General features: G+C 34.7%; 19 protein-coding genes and 1 tRNA gene. 6 read left to right on the top strand and 14 right to left on the bottom strand.

Translation table 11 applies throughout. From position 1 onward, the window contains the following. The first annotated feature begins 30 nt into the window (after window positions 1-30). The gene (locus EG344_RS08190) at window positions 31-1,329 is read left to right on the top strand and encodes an HlyD family secretion protein (protein ID WP_123909038.1); all 1,299 of its coding nucleotides are present in this window, start codon (window positions 31-33) and stop codon (window positions 1,327-1,329) included. Window positions 1,330-1,820: 491 nt separating this feature from the next. On the opposite strand, the gene EG344_RS08195 is transcribed toward EG344_RS08190, so the two are convergent. From EG344_RS08195 to greA, 7 genes are all read right to left on the bottom strand, one after another. Then, window positions 1,821-1,894 (bottom strand) — tRNA-Met (locus tag EG344_RS08195). A gap of 44 nt (window positions 1,895-1,938) precedes the next feature. Beyond that, a complete protein-coding gene (locus tag EG344_RS08200; RefSeq protein ID WP_123909039.1) occupies window positions 1,939-3,231 on the bottom strand; it encodes a peroxiredoxin family protein in 1,293 nt (430 codons plus the stop codon). 62 nt (window positions 3,232-3,293) lie between these two features. Further along, the gene (locus EG344_RS08205; protein WP_123909040.1) at window positions 3,294-3,506 is read right to left on the bottom strand and encodes a signal peptidase; all 213 of its coding nucleotides are present in this window, start codon (window positions 3,504-3,506) and stop codon (window positions 3,294-3,296) included. Between the two features lie 5 nt (window positions 3,507-3,511). Further along, entirely contained in the window at window positions 3,512-5,467 is a 1,956-nt protein-coding gene (locus EG344_RS08210) for a T9SS type A sorting domain-containing protein (RefSeq protein ID WP_123909041.1), read from the bottom strand. Window positions 5,468-5,542: 75 nt separating this feature from the next. Then, the gene (gene clpX / locus EG344_RS08215) at window positions 5,543-6,730 is read right to left on the bottom strand and encodes an ATP-dependent Clp protease ATP-binding subunit ClpX (RefSeq protein WP_123909042.1); all 1,188 of its coding nucleotides are present in this window, start codon (window positions 6,728-6,730) and stop codon (window positions 5,543-5,545) included. A gap of 66 nt (window positions 6,731-6,796) precedes the next feature. After that, complete coding sequence (locus tag EG344_RS08220) at window positions 6,797-7,186, bottom strand: HIT family protein (RefSeq protein WP_045492597.1); 390 nt, start codon at window positions 7,184-7,186, stop codon at window positions 6,797-6,799. Window positions 7,187-7,243: 57 nt separating this feature from the next. Continuing rightward, window positions 7,244-7,714 (bottom strand): transcription elongation factor GreA, encoded by a 471-nt coding sequence (gene greA, locus EG344_RS08225; RefSeq protein WP_068938932.1) that lies wholly within the window; start codon window positions 7,712-7,714, stop codon window positions 7,244-7,246. 200 nt (window positions 7,715-7,914) lie between these two features. Between greA and EG344_RS08230 the strand changes: the two genes are divergently transcribed. From EG344_RS08230 to EG344_RS08245, 4 genes are all read left to right on the top strand, one after another. Next, window positions 7,915-8,286: a hypothetical protein gene (locus tag EG344_RS08230; protein WP_228412888.1), complete on the top strand. Its 372-nt coding sequence runs from the start codon at window positions 7,915-7,917 to the stop codon at window positions 8,284-8,286. An 8-nt stretch (window positions 8,287-8,294) separates the two neighbouring features. Beyond that, entirely contained in the window at window positions 8,295-8,744 is a 450-nt protein-coding gene (dtd, locus tag EG344_RS08235) for a D-aminoacyl-tRNA deacylase (RefSeq protein WP_123909044.1), read from the top strand. Window positions 8,745-8,758: 14 nt separating this feature from the next. Then, on the top strand, window positions 8,759-9,352 hold the full coding sequence (locus tag EG344_RS08240) for a hypothetical protein (protein ID WP_123909045.1): 594 nt from the start codon (window positions 8,759-8,761) through the stop codon (window positions 9,350-9,352). Between the two features lie 152 nt (window positions 9,353-9,504). Continuing rightward, on the top strand, window positions 9,505-11,154 hold the full coding sequence (locus EG344_RS08245) for a S8 family peptidase (protein ID WP_123909046.1): 1,650 nt from the start codon (window positions 9,505-9,507) through the stop codon (window positions 11,152-11,154). Between the two features lie 127 nt (window positions 11,155-11,281). Here EG344_RS08245 and EG344_RS08250 read toward each other — a convergent pair whose 3' ends face one another. The 4 genes from EG344_RS08250 to EG344_RS08265 all read right to left on the bottom strand — a co-directional run bounded on the left by EG344_RS08250 (window position 11,282) and on the right by EG344_RS08265 (window position 14,601). Beyond that, entirely contained in the window at window positions 11,282-11,794 is a 513-nt protein-coding gene (locus EG344_RS08250; protein WP_123909047.1) for a hypothetical protein, read from the bottom strand. Between the two features lie 59 nt (window positions 11,795-11,853). After that, on the bottom strand, window positions 11,854-12,393 hold the full coding sequence (locus tag EG344_RS08255; RefSeq protein WP_123909048.1) for a hypothetical protein: 540 nt from the start codon (window positions 12,391-12,393) through the stop codon (window positions 11,854-11,856). A gap of 138 nt (window positions 12,394-12,531) precedes the next feature. Further along, complete coding sequence (locus EG344_RS08260) at window positions 12,532-13,218, bottom strand: DUF1361 domain-containing protein (RefSeq protein WP_123909049.1); 687 nt, start codon at window positions 13,216-13,218, stop codon at window positions 12,532-12,534. 12 nt (window positions 13,219-13,230) lie between these two features. Further along, on the bottom strand, window positions 13,231-14,601 hold the full coding sequence (locus tag EG344_RS08265; protein WP_123909050.1) for a DUF4173 domain-containing protein: 1,371 nt from the start codon (window positions 14,599-14,601) through the stop codon (window positions 13,231-13,233). A gap of 98 nt (window positions 14,602-14,699) precedes the next feature. Between EG344_RS08265 and EG344_RS23865 the strand changes: the two genes are divergently transcribed. Continuing rightward, a complete protein-coding gene (locus EG344_RS23865; RefSeq protein WP_164464408.1) occupies window positions 14,700-14,855 on the top strand; it encodes a hypothetical protein in 156 nt (51 codons plus the stop codon). Window positions 14,856-14,990: 135 nt separating this feature from the next. Here EG344_RS23865 and EG344_RS08270 read toward each other — a convergent pair whose 3' ends face one another. The 3 genes from EG344_RS08270 to EG344_RS08280 all read right to left on the bottom strand — a co-directional run bounded on the left by EG344_RS08270 (window position 14,991) and on the right by EG344_RS08280 (window position 16,196). Continuing rightward, window positions 14,991-15,476, bottom strand: a complete 486-nt coding sequence (locus tag EG344_RS08270; RefSeq protein WP_123909051.1) for a Coq4 family protein — start codon at window positions 15,474-15,476, stop codon at window positions 14,991-14,993. A gap of 50 nt (window positions 15,477-15,526) precedes the next feature. Then, entirely contained in the window at window positions 15,527-15,832 is a 306-nt protein-coding gene (locus EG344_RS08275; RefSeq protein ID WP_123909052.1) for a hypothetical protein, read from the bottom strand. Window positions 15,833-15,905: 73 nt separating this feature from the next. Next, on the bottom strand, window positions 15,906-16,196 hold the full coding sequence (locus EG344_RS08280) for a winged helix-turn-helix domain-containing protein (RefSeq protein ID WP_123909053.1): 291 nt from the start codon (window positions 16,194-16,196) through the stop codon (window positions 15,906-15,908). Window position 16,197: the final 1 nt, after the last annotated feature.

The following is a 16,197-nucleotide window of genomic DNA, read 5'->3' on the forward strand; positions in this document are numbered from 1 at the left end:
AATATTGGGGGAAATTTTACCTCAGAAACAATGAAAGAAGACGTTTTAGACAATATTGAACTCCGCTCAGAAAGTGTACAGGATATCCTTACCCAGCCGCCTAATTGGATGATCCGTTGGGGAAACACGCTTATATTCATAATTATTCTGCTCATTTTTATAATGAGTTACATTATAAAATATCCGGAATTTGTACCGGCCCCCATTATCGTAACTTCTCAAAATCCTCCGGAAAAATTAGAAGCGAGGATCAATTCAAAGATTGAGAAAATATTCATTAAAGACCATCAGGAAGTAAAGAAAAATGACGTACTGATGGTAATGCTGTCTGCCGCCAATTATAAAGATGTAATAGCATTAAAAAAATTGGTAGACTCTACGTCTCCTAATCAGCTTAGCTCCTTTCCTATCGCCCAGACTTCAAGATATAAACTGGGTGAACTGCAGGGAGAATACAACAGCTTTGCAAAAGCTTTTCAGGACGAAGAACTTTTTACAAGACTACAGCCTTATGCTCCGGAAAATTTGGCTACCAATCTAAGTCTTTCCGAGTCTAGAGCAAGGATTTCTACTTTAAAACAACAGAAAAGTCTGGAATCAGCCAAATACGATCTTACCAGAAAGAATTTTCAGCGGTCTCAGGAGCTGTTCAATCAGGGAGTAATCTCTGCCATGGAACTTGAGAGTGAAAAAATCAAATATCTTCAGGCTCAACAGAACCTTGAAAATATCAATATTTCTATTTCACAGGCTGAAGAAGGGATTTCCAACCTTAATAAAACCAAAAGCGGAACAGTAATTAATACAGAAAAAGATAAAATCAATTATTCTTCACAAACCTTACAGCTTTTTGAACAATTAAGAAAAGCGCTAAAACTTTGGGAACAAAATTATCTTGTTATTTCATCTACAGATGGTGTAGCCAGCTTCCAGCAGTTTTTCGGTGAAAATCAGTTCGTAAAAGCAGGAGAAGCTATTGTATCTATCCTTCCTAAGAATAAAGAGAAATTAGTAGGTAGAATGTCTGTTCCTACGGCAAACTCCGGAAAGATTCACCCAGGAGAGAAAGTATTAATCAAATTGGATAACTACCGCTTCCAGGAATATGGGATTGTAGAAGGAAAAGTTCAGAATATATCCCTGATTCCTGATGATAAAGGAAATTATTATGTAGATGTGATTTTACCAAAAGGATTAAAAACAAGCTATAATAAAAATCTGAAATTTGATAAAGAACTTAGAGGAAGTGCAGAAATTGTAACTGAAGATCTGAGACTTATTGAAAGATTTTTCTATCAAATCAGAAAGCTATTAGGATATCAAGCCTGATAAAAGCTTTTCAACAAATAAAACATGCCGTTTCTCAAATTATGGAAACGGCTTTTTCATGCCCATTTTTAGCTTATTAATTCAATTATGATATTTACCCGTCAAAAAGAAAATAAGAGGAAAAATGCAACAATAATAAGGGTTTACCGAAGTATTTATGATCTTAACTGAAGTTCTTAGTATTTCAAAAACAAAAAAACATCCTATTATACTACAAAAGCAGAAAGTATCAGGCAATTAAAAATGAATATGAAAATTTTAATAATAATTATACGTAAAGATCAAAGTAAAATCAGCTGTATGCTTTTTACCAAACTTATGGGTATGATATCCTGTTGATCTACATAATTTGGTTTTTAAGAATTAAAATAACCAGTTTATAATGTCTAAGCCGGAAAGAATTACCGTAATGCAAAAAACTATTCTGGAAAAATAAAGTATACTGTATAAAAATGAAAACCGCAACCATTAATTAATGATTGCGGTTTTTGTAGCGAAGACGGGAATTGAACCCGTGACCTCAGGGTTATGAATCCTGCGCTCTAACCAACTGAGCTACCTCGCCGTTTTGGTGGTGCAAATATAGAAAAATATTCTTTACCTCCAAAATTATTTTAGCATAAAATATTCTAAAACATTCCCAACATGATCTGGTTTATTGATTATCTTGTTGTTAGCATCTAAAATAAAATATGTCGGAGTTGCATGAACATTGTACATATCTACATAACTACTGTTCCATCCTCTCAATTCCGAATCATTGATCCATGGAAAAGCAGCGATCTTTTTGGAATATGAATTTTTGTCCACGTCTAAAGACAGAGCAATAACCTGAATATTTTTTGCTTTTAAATCATTATACTTTTCCAATAGTTTTGGAAGTTCGGTTTCACAGTGTGAACATGTAGATGACCAGAATACAATGACCTTCTTATCGGCCTTTACATCGTGAATTGATTTTGCAGTCGTATTAGTTGCCGATTGGAACTTATAATTAGGAAATACGGCTCCCATTTCTACATTCGCATTGGATTTTAACGTAGAAGCCAACCTATCATTAATAGTACATTTAAGGTTTTTAGCTAAGCCAAGATATTTATTCTTAAACTCATCCATCTGATAAACATCAAAAATATCGATAAGTTCTGATAATACAGTCTGCCCTCTTGGAGTTTCTACCTTTAAACGGTCTAAAAGCTTATCTACAGAGCCCGCAACATTAGTATTTCCTCCGGAGTTCAAATAAGATACTAATATAGGTCTCAATAGCGATGAGCTTTCAAGCATATCATTAGACTTATCCAGGAAATTGATAATTTCTTCCTGATCAACCTTTTTATTACCCTCTGATGAGTTTCCAATGAACTTGCTATAATTGGTATTGTAATACGTTATAAACGGATGTTTGGCAGCATCTATGGAAGAAGATGTACCCGCAAGCCTGTCAATCTCTGTTTTCAGCGCTTTTCCAAAATCTGTATTATCTTTATAATACTCTTTAATCTGAGTTAAAGCAGGAAGAATAAGTTCTTTCTTTTGAGAGCCTTCCTGTTGTTTGCTCATTAGCTCATTAGCCTCGTCAAGATAAGTAACATCCTTCACCTTATTGTTCTGAATGTCTAGTTTGATATTTACATTCTTGTTTTCAGAAATGAAACTTACGGTATTGTTTGTTGTAGGGAAGTAAATCTTCATCATCCCCATATAATTATTTGGATATTTAAACGTCCATGTATTGTTCTTGCTTTGTTCTTTGGTAACAATGATATCTTTTGAACCGTTTAGTGTATATAGAATAGCATCCTGATCTTTAAAATCTGCCGGTGTCTGAATTGTAACTGTAAACTGAGCCTGCAATGCAAATGCAGCTAAAACCGCAGATAGTGTATAAATCTTTTTCATAGAGTAAAAATAAAAAAAACTCTCTGATTAATCAGAGAGTTTAATATTATTTTAATAAAATTTTATACTTTAACGTTCTTGTACTTTTTTGTAAAGTAAACAATCAGAGCGACTGCTACAATACCCAATACGTATACATACATATCAATGGGTGAAGATGGGGCACCTGTACCATTACCACCACCACCTCCTCCTCCAGGAATTGGCGGAGCAGCTTGCACTAATGCTAATGCAAAAAGAAAAAATGCGGATACTAGCTTATTAATAGTTTTCATATTATTTATTTTAAGATTTTTGTGTTAACAGTTTCTCCCTTATCTGAGACAATTTTTACAACATAAGAGTTTTTAATAGAGTTATTAAGCTCGATTACAAAATCTCTAGAAGTATCAACAGCTTTCTTAGAAATAACTAGTTTACCGCTCATATCATACACTTCAATATCAGCTTTCTTCCAATTTGGATCAAATCTTACAATATAATTTGTAATTGAAGGATCATAAACCACCAATGTTCTTGATGGTGATGTATTCTTCTCTTTAACAGCTAGAGTACCCTTAGCAGGTTCTCCGTAATATAGGTTCGCTTCTTCGTTTGTTACAGGAATAATATCTCCTTGTTTGGCTGGTATTACATTTCCATTTTCAGCTTTATAGTAAAATCCGATACCTGAAGATAATTGGTGAGATCCAGCAGGAATTAATTCTGCGTTTTCTCTTACTTCAAATTTATAGAATTGAACTTTATCCTGATAATAGTTTACCAATTTAACATTCTTCCCTTTAAAATCATTTTCATTAGCTTCGTTAATGTATAACCAATAACCAAGATTGTTATTGTCATAACCTCCATTAACGTCTTCTTCAAAAGTACCAATGATATTCTTACCAGCAGAAGCCTGTACTGTGGTTGCAATAGAGGTTTGGTGTCCTGTAGTTGATGAATTAGAAACTACGTAATAGGTTCTTGAAATTTCATTCTTATTCGCATCAAGACCAATAACACCAAGCTGTTTTACAGAACTATTAATACTATTTGTATTTTTAGCAGCAGATACATCATATGGAGTTCCGGCTGCTCTTGCAGTTCCATTAAACCTTCTTAAGGTATTAAAGTTTAAAGTCTGAAGAGAATTATCTCTTAACTTTATTTTGAATGACTGCATAGGCTTAATTACTACCAAGTCAACATCTCCAACAGCAGGAGCAACTCCATCACCAGTAGCCATGAAAGTTACCACTTTGTTATTGGTTGCATAGGTAGAACCACTTGGCAGTGTGTTTACTGTACCTGGATTATATTCAACACCCCAGATATTCTTCACGGCATTTCCATCTCCGTTAGGTCCTTCAGTGTAGCCTATTTTGGATAAATCAATATTCGTTAGGAACGGGTTCCCGAATTGATACCAGTTTTTACCAAACGTTCCCTGCCATGCAGAAGTTGTCCACTCAAAACTGTCATCCAGATAAGTGTTATACTTCTCGTTGTAAGCGTTGTTATTATTTCCTCCTGCACCAAAAGCTACATTAGCTGCTGCATTTTGAAGGGTAACAGCACCAGCAAGAGGAGCATAAGGCTTTCCGTTAATCGTGAATACATTACCTGTTGTAGGAGCACTTGCATTCCAATCCTGATTGGTAACCTTTAACATGTAGTATCCGGAAGGATCACTTGTTGCAGTTGCCAGACTGGTGAAATTATTGGCTACAGCATTCGTATTATCCCATTTAAGGACAGGATTGCTGTATCTTCCTGTATCGAAAGTTTTACCAATTTCTGTAGATAATGTACTTAATACCTTGCCAGAGAAAGGCAAAGCAACTTGCTGATAATAACTAGGAGTTGTAGAACCTCCGTGACTGGTTGTTCTATACTCTTTACTTACAATACCAGTAATATTGGATTGGGATAATCCATCAATGTACAACTGACCATACGTAGAAGTCGCATACGTAGCAGGTGTATTCATTCTTAAAATGATATTTCCACCGTCAGTTTTATCTGAACCACTGGTAGTAATCGTTTTAAAAGTGTCTGTACCTGATCCTACGACCATTACATTTCCGTGTACATCCAAAACACCATTGTCTTTTGTCTGTACACCTCCACCACTATACACTAGGGTGCCTTCGCTCACATACATATTAGCACCAGTGTCAACATGACATAATATCTGCGCCTGAACAGAATAACTGATTGCTAAAAGACCTATAGCAAATAAACTTTTTCTCATTGTATAAATTATTTGTGTGTTAATACAATCTTCACCCGCAAAGGTATTATTTTTTTCTTTAAAAAAAAAACTTTTTTATCTATTAATCAAAATATTATCTTCCGTTAATACAATCTTTTTCTCCTCTCCGATTGAAAACATATAGTCTTCCAAAACCTTTTCAGTAGTACCTCTAAGACCTCTCGCTCCTAGTCCTTTTTCAATGGTTTCCTCAACAATTTTTTCGATTGCACCGTCTGTAATTACCAAATCCGTGCCATCCATTTTGAAAAGTTCCACAAATTGATTTACAATTGAATTTTTTGGCTCTTTCATAATTCTTACCAATGTCTCTTTTGAGAGTTTATCGAGGTAAGTGATGATTGGAAACCTTCCTAAAAGTTCGGGAATTAATCCAAAAGAACGTAAATCGATGGCATTAATGTTTGTTAATACATATTCATCTTCATCAGTTTTATTGATTTTTTCGGAACTGAAACCAATAGCCTGCTTATTCATTCTTCTTTCGATGATTTCTTTAATCCCGTCAAAGGCTCCACCGGCAATGAACAGAATATTCTGGGTATTCACCTGAATGTACTTTTGATCAGGATGCTTTCTTCCTCCTTGTGGTGGCACGTTTACAATACTACCTTCTAACAGCTTCAATAACCCCTGCTGTACCCCTTCTCCGGATACATCTCTTGTAATACTTGGATTGTCTGATTTTCTTGCAATCTTATCAATCTCATCAATAAAAACAATTCCTTTTTCTGCTTTTTCAACATCATAGTCTGCAACCATCAATAACCTTGAAAGGATACTCTCTACATCTTCTCCTACATATCCTGCTTCTGTTAGGATTGTAGCATCCACAATACAGAAGGGAACATTAAGTTCTCTTGCAATGGTTTTAGCCAGTAAGGTTTTTCCTGTTCCTGTCTCCCCTATCATGATGATATTGGATTTTTCAAGCTCTACGTCTCTGTTTTCGTCCTGAGCGTGAAGCAATCTTTTATAATGGTTATACACCGCAATAGAAAGCTGCTTTTTTGCCTGATCTTGCCCTATGACATATTGATCCAGAAATACTTTGATTTCTTTTGGCTTTTTAAGATCTTCCATATTGTCTGCTGGTGAATATTCTGCTTTGGAAGCACTGTCTTTCACAATTACATGTGCCTGCTCTATACAATTTTCACAAATAAAACCGTTCTGCCCAGAAATTAACATCTGTACTTCATTTCTTTTTCTTCCGCAGAAAGAACATTGGTTTGGATTCATATTATATAATATATGTATATGTTAAAGAAAATCGTAAAAAATTACTTTTTTACGATTTTCTGTGTTTTAAGAATTAATAATTGAGTTTTGAATCTCTGTATATTCTTCGTTCGTTAATTTTAGTCTTTCATTTCTGAAGTTCATGTCTTCCATCTTGTTTAAAGGAATAAGATGAATGTGAGCATGGGGAACTTCAAGTCCTACAACCGCTACTCCTACTCTTACACATGGAATTGCAGTTTTGATCTTCTTGGCTACCTCTTGGGCAAATCCCCAAAGGTTTTTGTATTCTTCACTTTCAAGATCAAAAATCAAATCCACTTCTTTTTTTGGAACTACTAACGTGTGTCCTTTCACCAAAGGCATCGCGTCGAGGAATGCAATAAAGTTTTCATCCTCGGCAATTTTATAAGAGGGAATTTCGCCATTGATGATTTTTGTGAATATAGTGCTCATTTTTATAAAAGTTAGAGATTAAATACTGGAAGTTTAGAAATGAAAGGGTGTATCAGACTATAGAGAAATGTCTAATACTTCAAAAGAAAGTTTGTTTCCGTTGGGTAAAGTAATTTCAGCGGTTTCGCCTTTAACTTTACCTAGTAATCCTTTAGCAATCGGAGTGTTTACAGAAATCTTTCCTGATTTAAGGTCGCTTTCGTTATCCGGCACCAATGTAAATACCTGCTCCTGCTTCGTTGCATTATTCTTAAGCTTCACTGTAGTTAAGATAGAAACTTTTGAAGTATCTAATTGGCTTTCGTCTATAATTTTAGAAGTTGAGATAACATCTTTTAGCTTAGAAATTCTCATTTCAAGCATTCCCTGAGCCTCTTTAGCCGCATCATATTCTGCATTTTCAGACAAATCACCTTTGTCTCTAGCTTCTGCGATCTGCTGAGTAATTTTTGGTCTTTCCACAGTTTCCAACTGTTCCAGCTCAGCTTTCATTTTCTCAAGGCCCTCCTTTGTTACATAGCTTGCCATAATTTTCAAAATTTAGTTTTAGTATAAAAAAATAATCCGACATTTGTCGGACAATGTTTTACGTGTTATAATCGTTTAATTTTTACAAATATATAAAAATTTAAATTGAAATGAAAAAAACTTTTTCGATATTATCTATTTTCATTTTATTGATTTTCAGCAATTTATCCATTAACTCATGCGGAAGTAGAGAAGATACTGTGAACTGCTTTCCGAGCAATCCAATCAATGTTACTTTAAATTTAAACCTTCCCGCATATAACGCTTTAAATTATGATGACGGTTGGATTTATGTTAATGAACAACAATCTGGAACAAGAGGATTAATCATTGTCCGCGTTGGAAATGCATTCAAGATTTATGATCGCAACGCACCTCATTTATGCCCTGATAATGATACAACCCTCGAGGTCACTAAAGATAATCTTGCTATTTTATGTCCCAAAGACGGCACCAAATGGATGTTAAGAACAGGTCAACCATTGGATGGAGCGAAAACCTCTCTACCTCCTAAAACCTATACCACTTATAATTATGATCCCGCAAGCAAAACTTTAACTATTTACTATTAAAATAAGAAATGAAGATTGTTATACAAAGAGTCTCTGAAGCCCATGTAAAAGTAGAGGGAAAAATCGTTGGAGAAATAGGAAAAGGACTCATGCTGTTGGTAGGCATTGATGAAAATGATGAAAAAGCAGATGCAGATTGGCTGGTTCAGAAAATATTGAATCTCAGAATCTTTGGTGATGAAGATGACAAACTCAATCTTTCGGTAAAAGATATTTCCGGAGAGATCCTGTGCATCAGCCAGTTTACCCTTATTGCAGATTATAAAAAAGGAAATCGTCCTTCTTTCATCAAAGCTGCCAAGCCTGATCAAGCTGTTCCGTTATTTGATTATTTTAAAGAAGAAATGGTAAAATCCGGATTGAAGACTGAAAGCGGCATTTTCGGGGCAGATATGAAAGTCTCATTAATCAATGATGGACCTGTAACCATCGTTATGGATTCAATTACAAAAAGTTGATAGTTAAAACCTGCATGAAGAACAAAAATATAGTCATCGCTTATCTTGTTGTGACTTTAATCCTCCTGAGTGAGATTATTTTAAATCTCAACAAGTACAGCTACGCCGGATATTATTCTGATAAAATTATTGGCTGGCTCTGGCTGGCCATGACAGTCTTTATCATCATTAAACTTTGGAAGAAAAAAGCAGTCAAGGTATATTTTGGACTTTTAGTAGGAGCAATTATTCTGAGTATTCTGCCTATGATGATCCCGTTTTTCGGAATCGTCAATTATTTTTCTACTATTGGCAGCTACCAGAGAATTCAACTTGATGATCACTATCGCATTGACAGAAACCGTCCCAATGTTTTATATAACCCACAGGTAACTATTTACAGACGGGAAGGAATTGTTGAAAAGCAAATCAGCAGAATACCTTATAATGAAGTTTTAGAAAAGGTTTTTCAGTGCTCTTCGATTGATCTTCCTGTTGATGACAAAAAAGAAAACATTCAAAGGGCAAAGCTCATTATGGCCAATAAAGACAGTATTGGTATCGAATATCAAATCACGAATAAAAAACAGATTTTTTATCATAAAGTCAACGAAAACTGGTTTGAGTAAAATTCAACCTTTGTTTTACCGAATAAAAATCCTTTACACAAAGGCGAAACCTGTTCATTGAAAAATAAATTCACAAAAACGTGATTTGTTTTCATTTTATTATTATTTTTGACATTATCCAAACCGATTCACAATCATTTAATAAAAATAATATGAAAACAAAAATCAAACTCTTTACCCTATTTGTATTCTGTTTCTTCCTTTCATTTGCACAATCTCCCTTAGGTCGCAGTGCTCCGCAAAACGATATTATCTATGTATGCTTTTCAAAAGGTATCACTTCAGAAAAAGACGCCCTAAGTAAAAATCCGGAACTGGAAAGATTTGCCCGCGAAAATAAAATATCATTTACTTATGATCTGGGATTTAGCAATGAAAAAATTAATGAAATGATGGCCAGCAGCAGACAGAACGGAAATTCTGGTGAGTCTGTTCAAAAACTGAAAAGGATATTTAAGGCAAATATCCCTGTTCAGGATGGCGATTCTTTTCAAAGGCTTACTCAGGTTCTTGAGAAATTTCCTGAAATAGAATATGTATCCGTAATGAGTAGTACTCCTGTTGAGCCTCCTTTGGTCAATATGTTTGTAGCGACTCCGGATCTGGAAAACCTTCAAACCTACCTGAATGATAATCCGGGCATCAATGCAAAATATGCCTGGTCGAGAGGAATTACGGGACAAAACATTCGCATTCGTGATGTAGAATATGGCTTCTACAAAACCCATGAAATGCTTAGCAATCAAAATTCTATTCAACTGGAACCCGGCTATTCTCCCAACTCAGGATTATCTGGAAATAATTACCGGGATCATGGAACAGCTGTGGTCAGTATTCTAGGATCTGTAAAAGATAATATCGGGCTTACAGGTGCTGTTTATAATGCTTCAGAAATAAAAGGATATATGGAATGGACAACGGTTGGATACAACAGAGCTTCAGCAGTAAGCAGATCCATCAATGCATCTCAGTCTGGAGATATTATCTTATATGAAATGCAGACTGGTGGGAAAAACGGTGAATATTGTCCTGCTGAATATGATAGTGTGATATGGGATCTTACAAAAGCTGCTACAGATTCAGGAATTATCATCATTGCGGCAGCAGGAAATGGAAACCAGGATCTTGATGAACCTTTCTATGCAACTTACAGAGCAAGAGGAAACAGTGGAGCCATCATCGTAGGAGCCGGAACTCCTAATACCACCCATTCAAAACAAAGCTTCAGTACTTATGGAAGCAGAGTGGATGTACAAGGATGGGGAAGCAGCGTTCTGGCTGCAGGATATGGTTCCTATGCAAAGTATGATAATGATAATAACAGGACTTACAATTATTTCAGTGGAACAAGTTCCGCTACTCCTACTGTAGCCTCAGCCGCTGTACTTATCCAGTCTTTTTATCGTCAGACTACGGGCCAAAATTTAAGTCCGGCAGCGATGAGGAATCTTTTGGTTTCCACTGGTATTCCACAGGGAGGAACCGATGTTAATAAAAAAATTGGTCCACTTCCGAATGTAAAAAATGCCATTTTGCAATTGGAAGGTAAATCCGTATCTAAAGCTTTACATGCTCTGGAAGTGAAAATTTATCCTAATCCATCCAGCAGCTATATAGCCATTCAGAGTGCTGAAGATAAAAGGCTGGACATTGAAATCATCAATATGAATGGAAGATCAGTGATAAAAAGCACGGTTTCTCCAGGTGAAAAGATTACTATTTCTGAACTTCCTATCGGTCAGTACATTATCAATATCAATGAAGGATCAAGACGGGTTGTGGAAAAGTTTACTAAATTATAGGAAGAATGAGGTTTGAAGTTACTTTTACTCATATAATTGGCTAAACGTTATTTTAAACTCACTTTAATATAAATAAAAACTCCTTTCAGCAATTGAAAGGAGTTTTTTTATTCTTACCCTTTAAAACTTATTTCGCAGGAACGCTGCTGAAATTAAGGGCTACTTTTATGTTCATATCTGAAGAAGTCTGGTTCTTCAATTCATAAACTGTTCTTACGGTAAGTCCTGAACTTTTTACAATACTATCCAGAAAACCTGTATCATTCAGATCCAGGTTCATACTGGACGAATTGGTAGATATATTAGAACGGGATGCTATCAGCCTCTCCCCTGTTCCACTGGATGATACATATATTTTAATCGTTTTAAATGCGCTTAGGTTTCCTCCTGAAGGAGAAGCTACGGAAATTTTTGCGTCAGAGATTCTTACATCTTTTATCAGAGCATTATTATTTCCTCCAAACCATGTTTGTACATTAGTTGCTGTTGCTGTTGAAGAAACTTCTTTATCAGCAGGTACTCCTGTGGAAACTAAAACATTCGTTGTATAGGGAAATGTATTCTGAACCAGCGACTGTACGGTTCCGCAACTTACAAGTACAGCTGAAGCGGCCATTGCTGTTAGAACTATATTTTTCATAATTTTTATATTTAAACTTATGATGTTAATTTGCAGAAACTGTACCAAATTGATTGATGCTACTCAATACTTACCGTAAAATGCCCTTTCGTGTTTCCAGAAGCCATATTACTTTTTCCGATAATCAGCCATACTTCTCCTTTATCAGGAATTTCATAGGTAATTTCTCTTCCAAAAGGACCATCATAATCTCCATTGGGAAGTTTGATCTGATTAAATCTGATATTAAAATCTTTTTCTTTGGTTGAAATCTTTGCTTTGATATTTGATTTTTCAAAATGGGTTAGTTTTAAAACCAACTCCTGATCGTCACTTTTGAATTCTTCTCCCAAGGTGAAAGGAAGTTGGGAGGCATCTGCTGTTCTTACAATCTGACCTTCTTTTACATTTCTCATGACACCTTTACGTAAAACCTCCTTGGTAGCAGGGGCATTGTTAATGATTGAATCTTTTTTTATTAGAGCTACAGAATCTGCTTTATAGGTAGAGTCTGGCATTTCTGTTATAATAGTTGAATCCTTTTGAGATACATCTGCCACAGCCGGATCTTTTTTACATGAAATAATGATCAATGGAATTAACAATAAGCTTTTTTTCATAATAATTAAATTTAAGGATGTGCCTACAGAAGGATATTGTTAACGCTTACCTATCTTTTCATAAAGTCTTTAGCTCTATTTTCAACACAATCCTGGTTAATCAGTCCTTTTTAAATGCTAAAATTGTTCCAAATCTTTTTAACGAACTGTATTTTCAGGCTCCAAAAGCTTTTCATTATTATTTCTAATAAGCTTAAACGTGAAATACATAAAATTGAGCATAATTCCCATTAAAAGGGTTACGCCCCAGGTTTTTGTATATTCGAGTGGATAGATCAACCGTACAACAATATCATTAAATAATCCAAAAGGATTGTTCAGAACATCCCAACTGTTCCATCTCAGAAATCTTCCCAGATATACTCCAAAACTGCTTATAAAAAGAAAGAGGACAACAATACCATTGATAATTCTTTGCTTACTATAGCCCGATAAGAGTTTTTCAATATCATTAAGACTTAAAAAACCACAGATCAGCCCTGTCCAGGCATAAGAAAGTATTACGATCAGATCATACCAGATCGGAATCGTATTTCTTGCTTTCAAATGAAACAAATCAGTTAGTATATAGGGTGAATTGGGAAAAAATAGAATCCAGACTATAATAATTACGGCAATGGATATTTTACTTTTAATATTAAATGTCAATAAAAAAGTACTCAGAAACAAAGGGATCCATGCCAGGAACAGGTTCCAGTTCAGAAAGAAAAACACTTTCGTCTCACTAATATAATACCTGAAGAGAGAAAGACTGAAACAGAACAAGGTCATAAGTACCAACAATGCATTCATTTTAAATCTCGGAGATCTTATAAACTTTTTCATCGTGTGTGTTTATTATTTAGTAGTTTCATAATAAATGATTTTAGAAAGAAATGATTTCGATTTTTCTATTTTAATTTTGTTCTGAAGATCTTTTTTAAGCTTTAGATTATTTTTTTCATCTGCATATTTCATCAGGCTTTCTTCATTAAAATTAACCGATGCGGAATGGTAATTTAAATCAAAGTTTTTACGGGTAATATTCTGAGAAGTAATAAAACCACCCCAATTGATGTAGCTGCAAATCAAAATGGTTCCATAAAGATACCAAGCCATGGTATTGAACAGGAATGCGTTTCTTTTTTGTCTTTGGATTTTAATAAAGGTTAAAGAAAGTCCGATCAGAGATAAAAGAAGGAAAGCAAAAACACCTAGTCTTTTATAAGTAAAGGCATAGTTGACAATATATTCGTAGTTTTTGACAGCAGCAGAGAGGATAAGTATTGCATTTAAAACAATCCAGACTTTTGCTAAAATTTTCAGCATTTTTGCTTTAGGGTCAAAATTGAAACCAGATTTAAAGTAAAACATAATTACCAGAATAGCCATCACAATAGACATAATCACTGCATTGACACGCTCATGGGTTTCTTCCGAAAGCTGAACCGGTGTTTTTGAAACTTCATAAAACTGTTCATAATTATAGGTAATAATAAAGAATACCAACAAAATATTCAGACAAAAGAAGGATATTACGCCACTCGTTCTTTCTGCGGCCAGATCAAGAAACGAATAGGTTGATTTAGGAATCTGATCACTTTTCTGAAAATCATTATCCAAAAAATGATGGTTTTTATAGATCAGTTTTTCAACTGCAAAATTCCAGAAGTTAAAAGCAATAAAAAAGCCTAAAACGGAAAGACAGAAAACCTGCCAAAGATTGAGATCCAGTTCATAATCTGTAAAAAGCGCTGCAAAATGATCACTTCCTGCGGCATAAATTCCAAAGAAAATGGAAATAAAAACTAACGGAATGAGTACAAAGGCCATCATTTTCTGCCACATTCCCGGAACATTTCTTTGAGGCAGCCATTTATCAAGCATAAAGATTCTACAAATTGAGGTACAGCAGTTGGTAATAAAAACAGGAATCAGAAAAAGGATCTTCACCTTCCTGTTTCTTGATTTGTAAGCCAGCAAAAGAAGCGAACTTGCAACAGCCAGAAATGACGCAAAGTCTCCATACCACGCAAATGCAATCCCCGAAAGTACACTTGCCACGGTAAGGATATAAAATATCCTGGTTTTGTTTTTTTCCGGTGTTTTAAAGAAGTTCAGAATTGCATATAGAATTCCGAGGATTCCAAAATTCAGCCCCATATCCTGATCGTAAAATAGAACGACAAACAGGGCTGTTGTTAAAAATATATAATGATGTGTTTTCATGACATTAAGATTTAGAAGTTAGAATAAGAGATAAAAAGCTAAAAAAGAATAGATTAAAAAATCTGTACTAGAAATTCGAGTTGTGTTAACAAAAATTGATGACTATCAGAAAGTATATAAAAGCAATGGGAATATTAGCTATCAGGAGAAACATGGAGTTTCTGGATGTTATTTTCGCAGATATTTCCGTTAAGTATTCAATAAGCTCTAATAGGAAAATTATTACATTTACAATGATGGCAGCAATCACATAAATAAACCCTAGCATCAAAAGAAAGTCCCATCTTGTTATCAGCAGAAGGATAAGCAGAAAGGTCCCTAAAAGGAAAGAAATAATAAATGTATATTTTCCGGTATAACTAAACTTTATATTTTCCATATCAATAACTTTAATGTAAAACAACGGCATCTTTCTGTTGGATAAAATCTTTCAGGTGCTCAAAATTCTGCCAAAGTAAACCCTCGAAATCCCATTTATGAAAAGCTTTCATTGTCTGTCCTTTCCTATAAGCTTTGACATATATTTTGATATATTCGGGAAGAATAAGCGTTCCCAGTACAATAGCCGCCAGCAAATGGGCATTGAGCTTTCCGTTTCCCAGTAAAAGGTATTGCATGGCAATTTCATCCTCGAAATTGGTTCCACAGCCAGTGATTAGATGATGGACATCATGGTTTTCCATTTTGGGAATCATTGAAAATCCATGTTTATGATAGAACTCTCCTAATTTCCGCCCTAACGAATCTTCCTGGAACTCCAGCAGCTGTCTTTCATTAAACTGCCACTGCCTTTTTTTCTTTTTAAAGTATTTTCTGTAAAGTTTTTGAGTTTTATCGTATACAAAAAGCAGAAACTGAACGCGTATTTTTTTCATAGTATTATGTATTTTTAAAATAATATTCTAATCTATTCATAACAGAAACATTACCAGTGTCCATCAGAAAAGAGATAAAGGCCAATTACAGTATACAGCACGGCAATTGGAATATTGATGGAAAGGATACCTATTGATTTTACAAAAATTTTTAATCTGGATCTGTTGACAAGTCCACAGGTCAAAAAAATTAATACAAATAATAAATTGAGTGGGGCAGCAAAAAGAAGCAATAGGTAGCCAGCGACTGCAAATGATTCATTCTTAAACAATCCTCCTAAAAGGCAAATGCTTCCGATGGTGAGGCATATTCCAAATATTGATTTACTTAGATTGATAATTTCCCGGTCTTTCATAATATATAATAATTAGTTTATTTTAAAACAAAGAACTTTGAATTACAAAGTGAAAATTCAAAAAAATATAGAACTATCGTCCTAATAATTTTTCCAGGGCATCCAAATGATCGGTAAAAGCCTGTCTTCCGTTTTGTGTGACTCGATAAGAGGTCTTAGGCTTCTTCCCTACAAATTCTTTTTTTACTTCAATATACCCCACTTTTTCCAAGGCGTTACTATGACTGGCAAGATTTCCGTCTGTAATCTCTAACAATCCTTTCATTTCAGAGAAATCAACCCAGTCGTTGACCATAAGAACAGACATAATGCCCAGTCTTACACGACTTTCAAATTCTTTATTGAGTTGACTGATTTTGATCATA

The organism is Chryseobacterium sp. G0162, assembly GCF_003815715.1.
Taxonomy (GTDB): Bacteria; Bacteroidota; Bacteroidia; order Flavobacteriales; family Weeksellaceae; genus Chryseobacterium.

Coding starts and splice junctions, on each gene's coding strand:
- EG344_RS08190 (WP_123909038.1), top strand. CDS start 31: ATGAAAGAAGACGTTTTAGACAATATTGAACTCCGCTCAGAAAGTGTA.
- EG344_RS08200 (WP_123909039.1), bottom strand. CDS start 3,231: ATGAAAAAGATTTATACACTATCTGCGGTTTTAGCTGCATTTGCATTG.
- EG344_RS08205 (WP_123909040.1), bottom strand. CDS start 3,506: ATGAAAACTATTAATAAGCTAGTATCCGCATTTTTTCTTTTTGCATTA.
- EG344_RS08210 (WP_123909041.1), bottom strand. CDS start 5,467: ATGAGAAAAAGTTTATTTGCTATAGGTCTTTTAGCAATCAGTTATTCT.
- clpX (WP_123909042.1), bottom strand. CDS start 6,730: ATGAATCCAAACCAATGTTCTTTCTGCGGAAGAAAAAGAAATGAAGTA.
- EG344_RS08220 (WP_045492597.1), bottom strand. CDS start 7,186: ATGAGCACTATATTCACAAAAATCATCAATGGCGAAATTCCCTCTTAT.
- greA (WP_068938932.1), bottom strand. CDS start 7,714: ATGGCAAGCTATGTAACAAAGGAGGGCCTTGAGAAAATGAAAGCTGAG.
- dtd (WP_123909044.1), top strand. CDS start 8,295: ATGAAGATTGTTATACAAAGAGTCTCTGAAGCCCATGTAAAAGTAGAG.
- EG344_RS08240 (WP_123909045.1), top strand. CDS start 8,759: ATGAAGAACAAAAATATAGTCATCGCTTATCTTGTTGTGACTTTAATC.
- EG344_RS08245 (WP_123909046.1), top strand. CDS start 9,505: ATGAAAACAAAAATCAAACTCTTTACCCTATTTGTATTCTGTTTCTTC.
- EG344_RS08250 (WP_123909047.1), bottom strand. CDS start 11,794: ATGAAAAATATAGTTCTAACAGCAATGGCCGCTTCAGCTGTACTTGTA.
- EG344_RS08255 (WP_123909048.1), bottom strand. CDS start 12,393: ATGAAAAAAAGCTTATTGTTAATTCCATTGATCATTATTTCATGTAAA.
- EG344_RS08260 (WP_123909049.1), bottom strand. CDS start 13,218: ATGAAAAAGTTTATAAGATCTCCGAGATTTAAAATGAATGCATTGTTG.
- EG344_RS08265 (WP_123909050.1), bottom strand. CDS start 14,601: ATGAAAACACATCATTATATATTTTTAACAACAGCCCTGTTTGTCGTT.
- EG344_RS23865 (WP_164464408.1), top strand. CDS start 14,700: ATGACTATCAGAAAGTATATAAAAGCAATGGGAATATTAGCTATCAGG.
- EG344_RS08270 (WP_123909051.1), bottom strand. CDS start 15,476: ATGAAAAAAATACGCGTTCAGTTTCTGCTTTTTGTATACGATAAAACT.
- EG344_RS08275 (WP_123909052.1), bottom strand. CDS start 15,832: ATGAAAGACCGGGAAATTATCAATCTAAGTAAATCAATATTTGGAATA.
- EG344_RS08280 (WP_123909053.1), bottom strand. CDS start 16,196: ATGATCAAAATCAGTCAACTCAATAAAGAATTTGAAAGTCGTGTAAGA.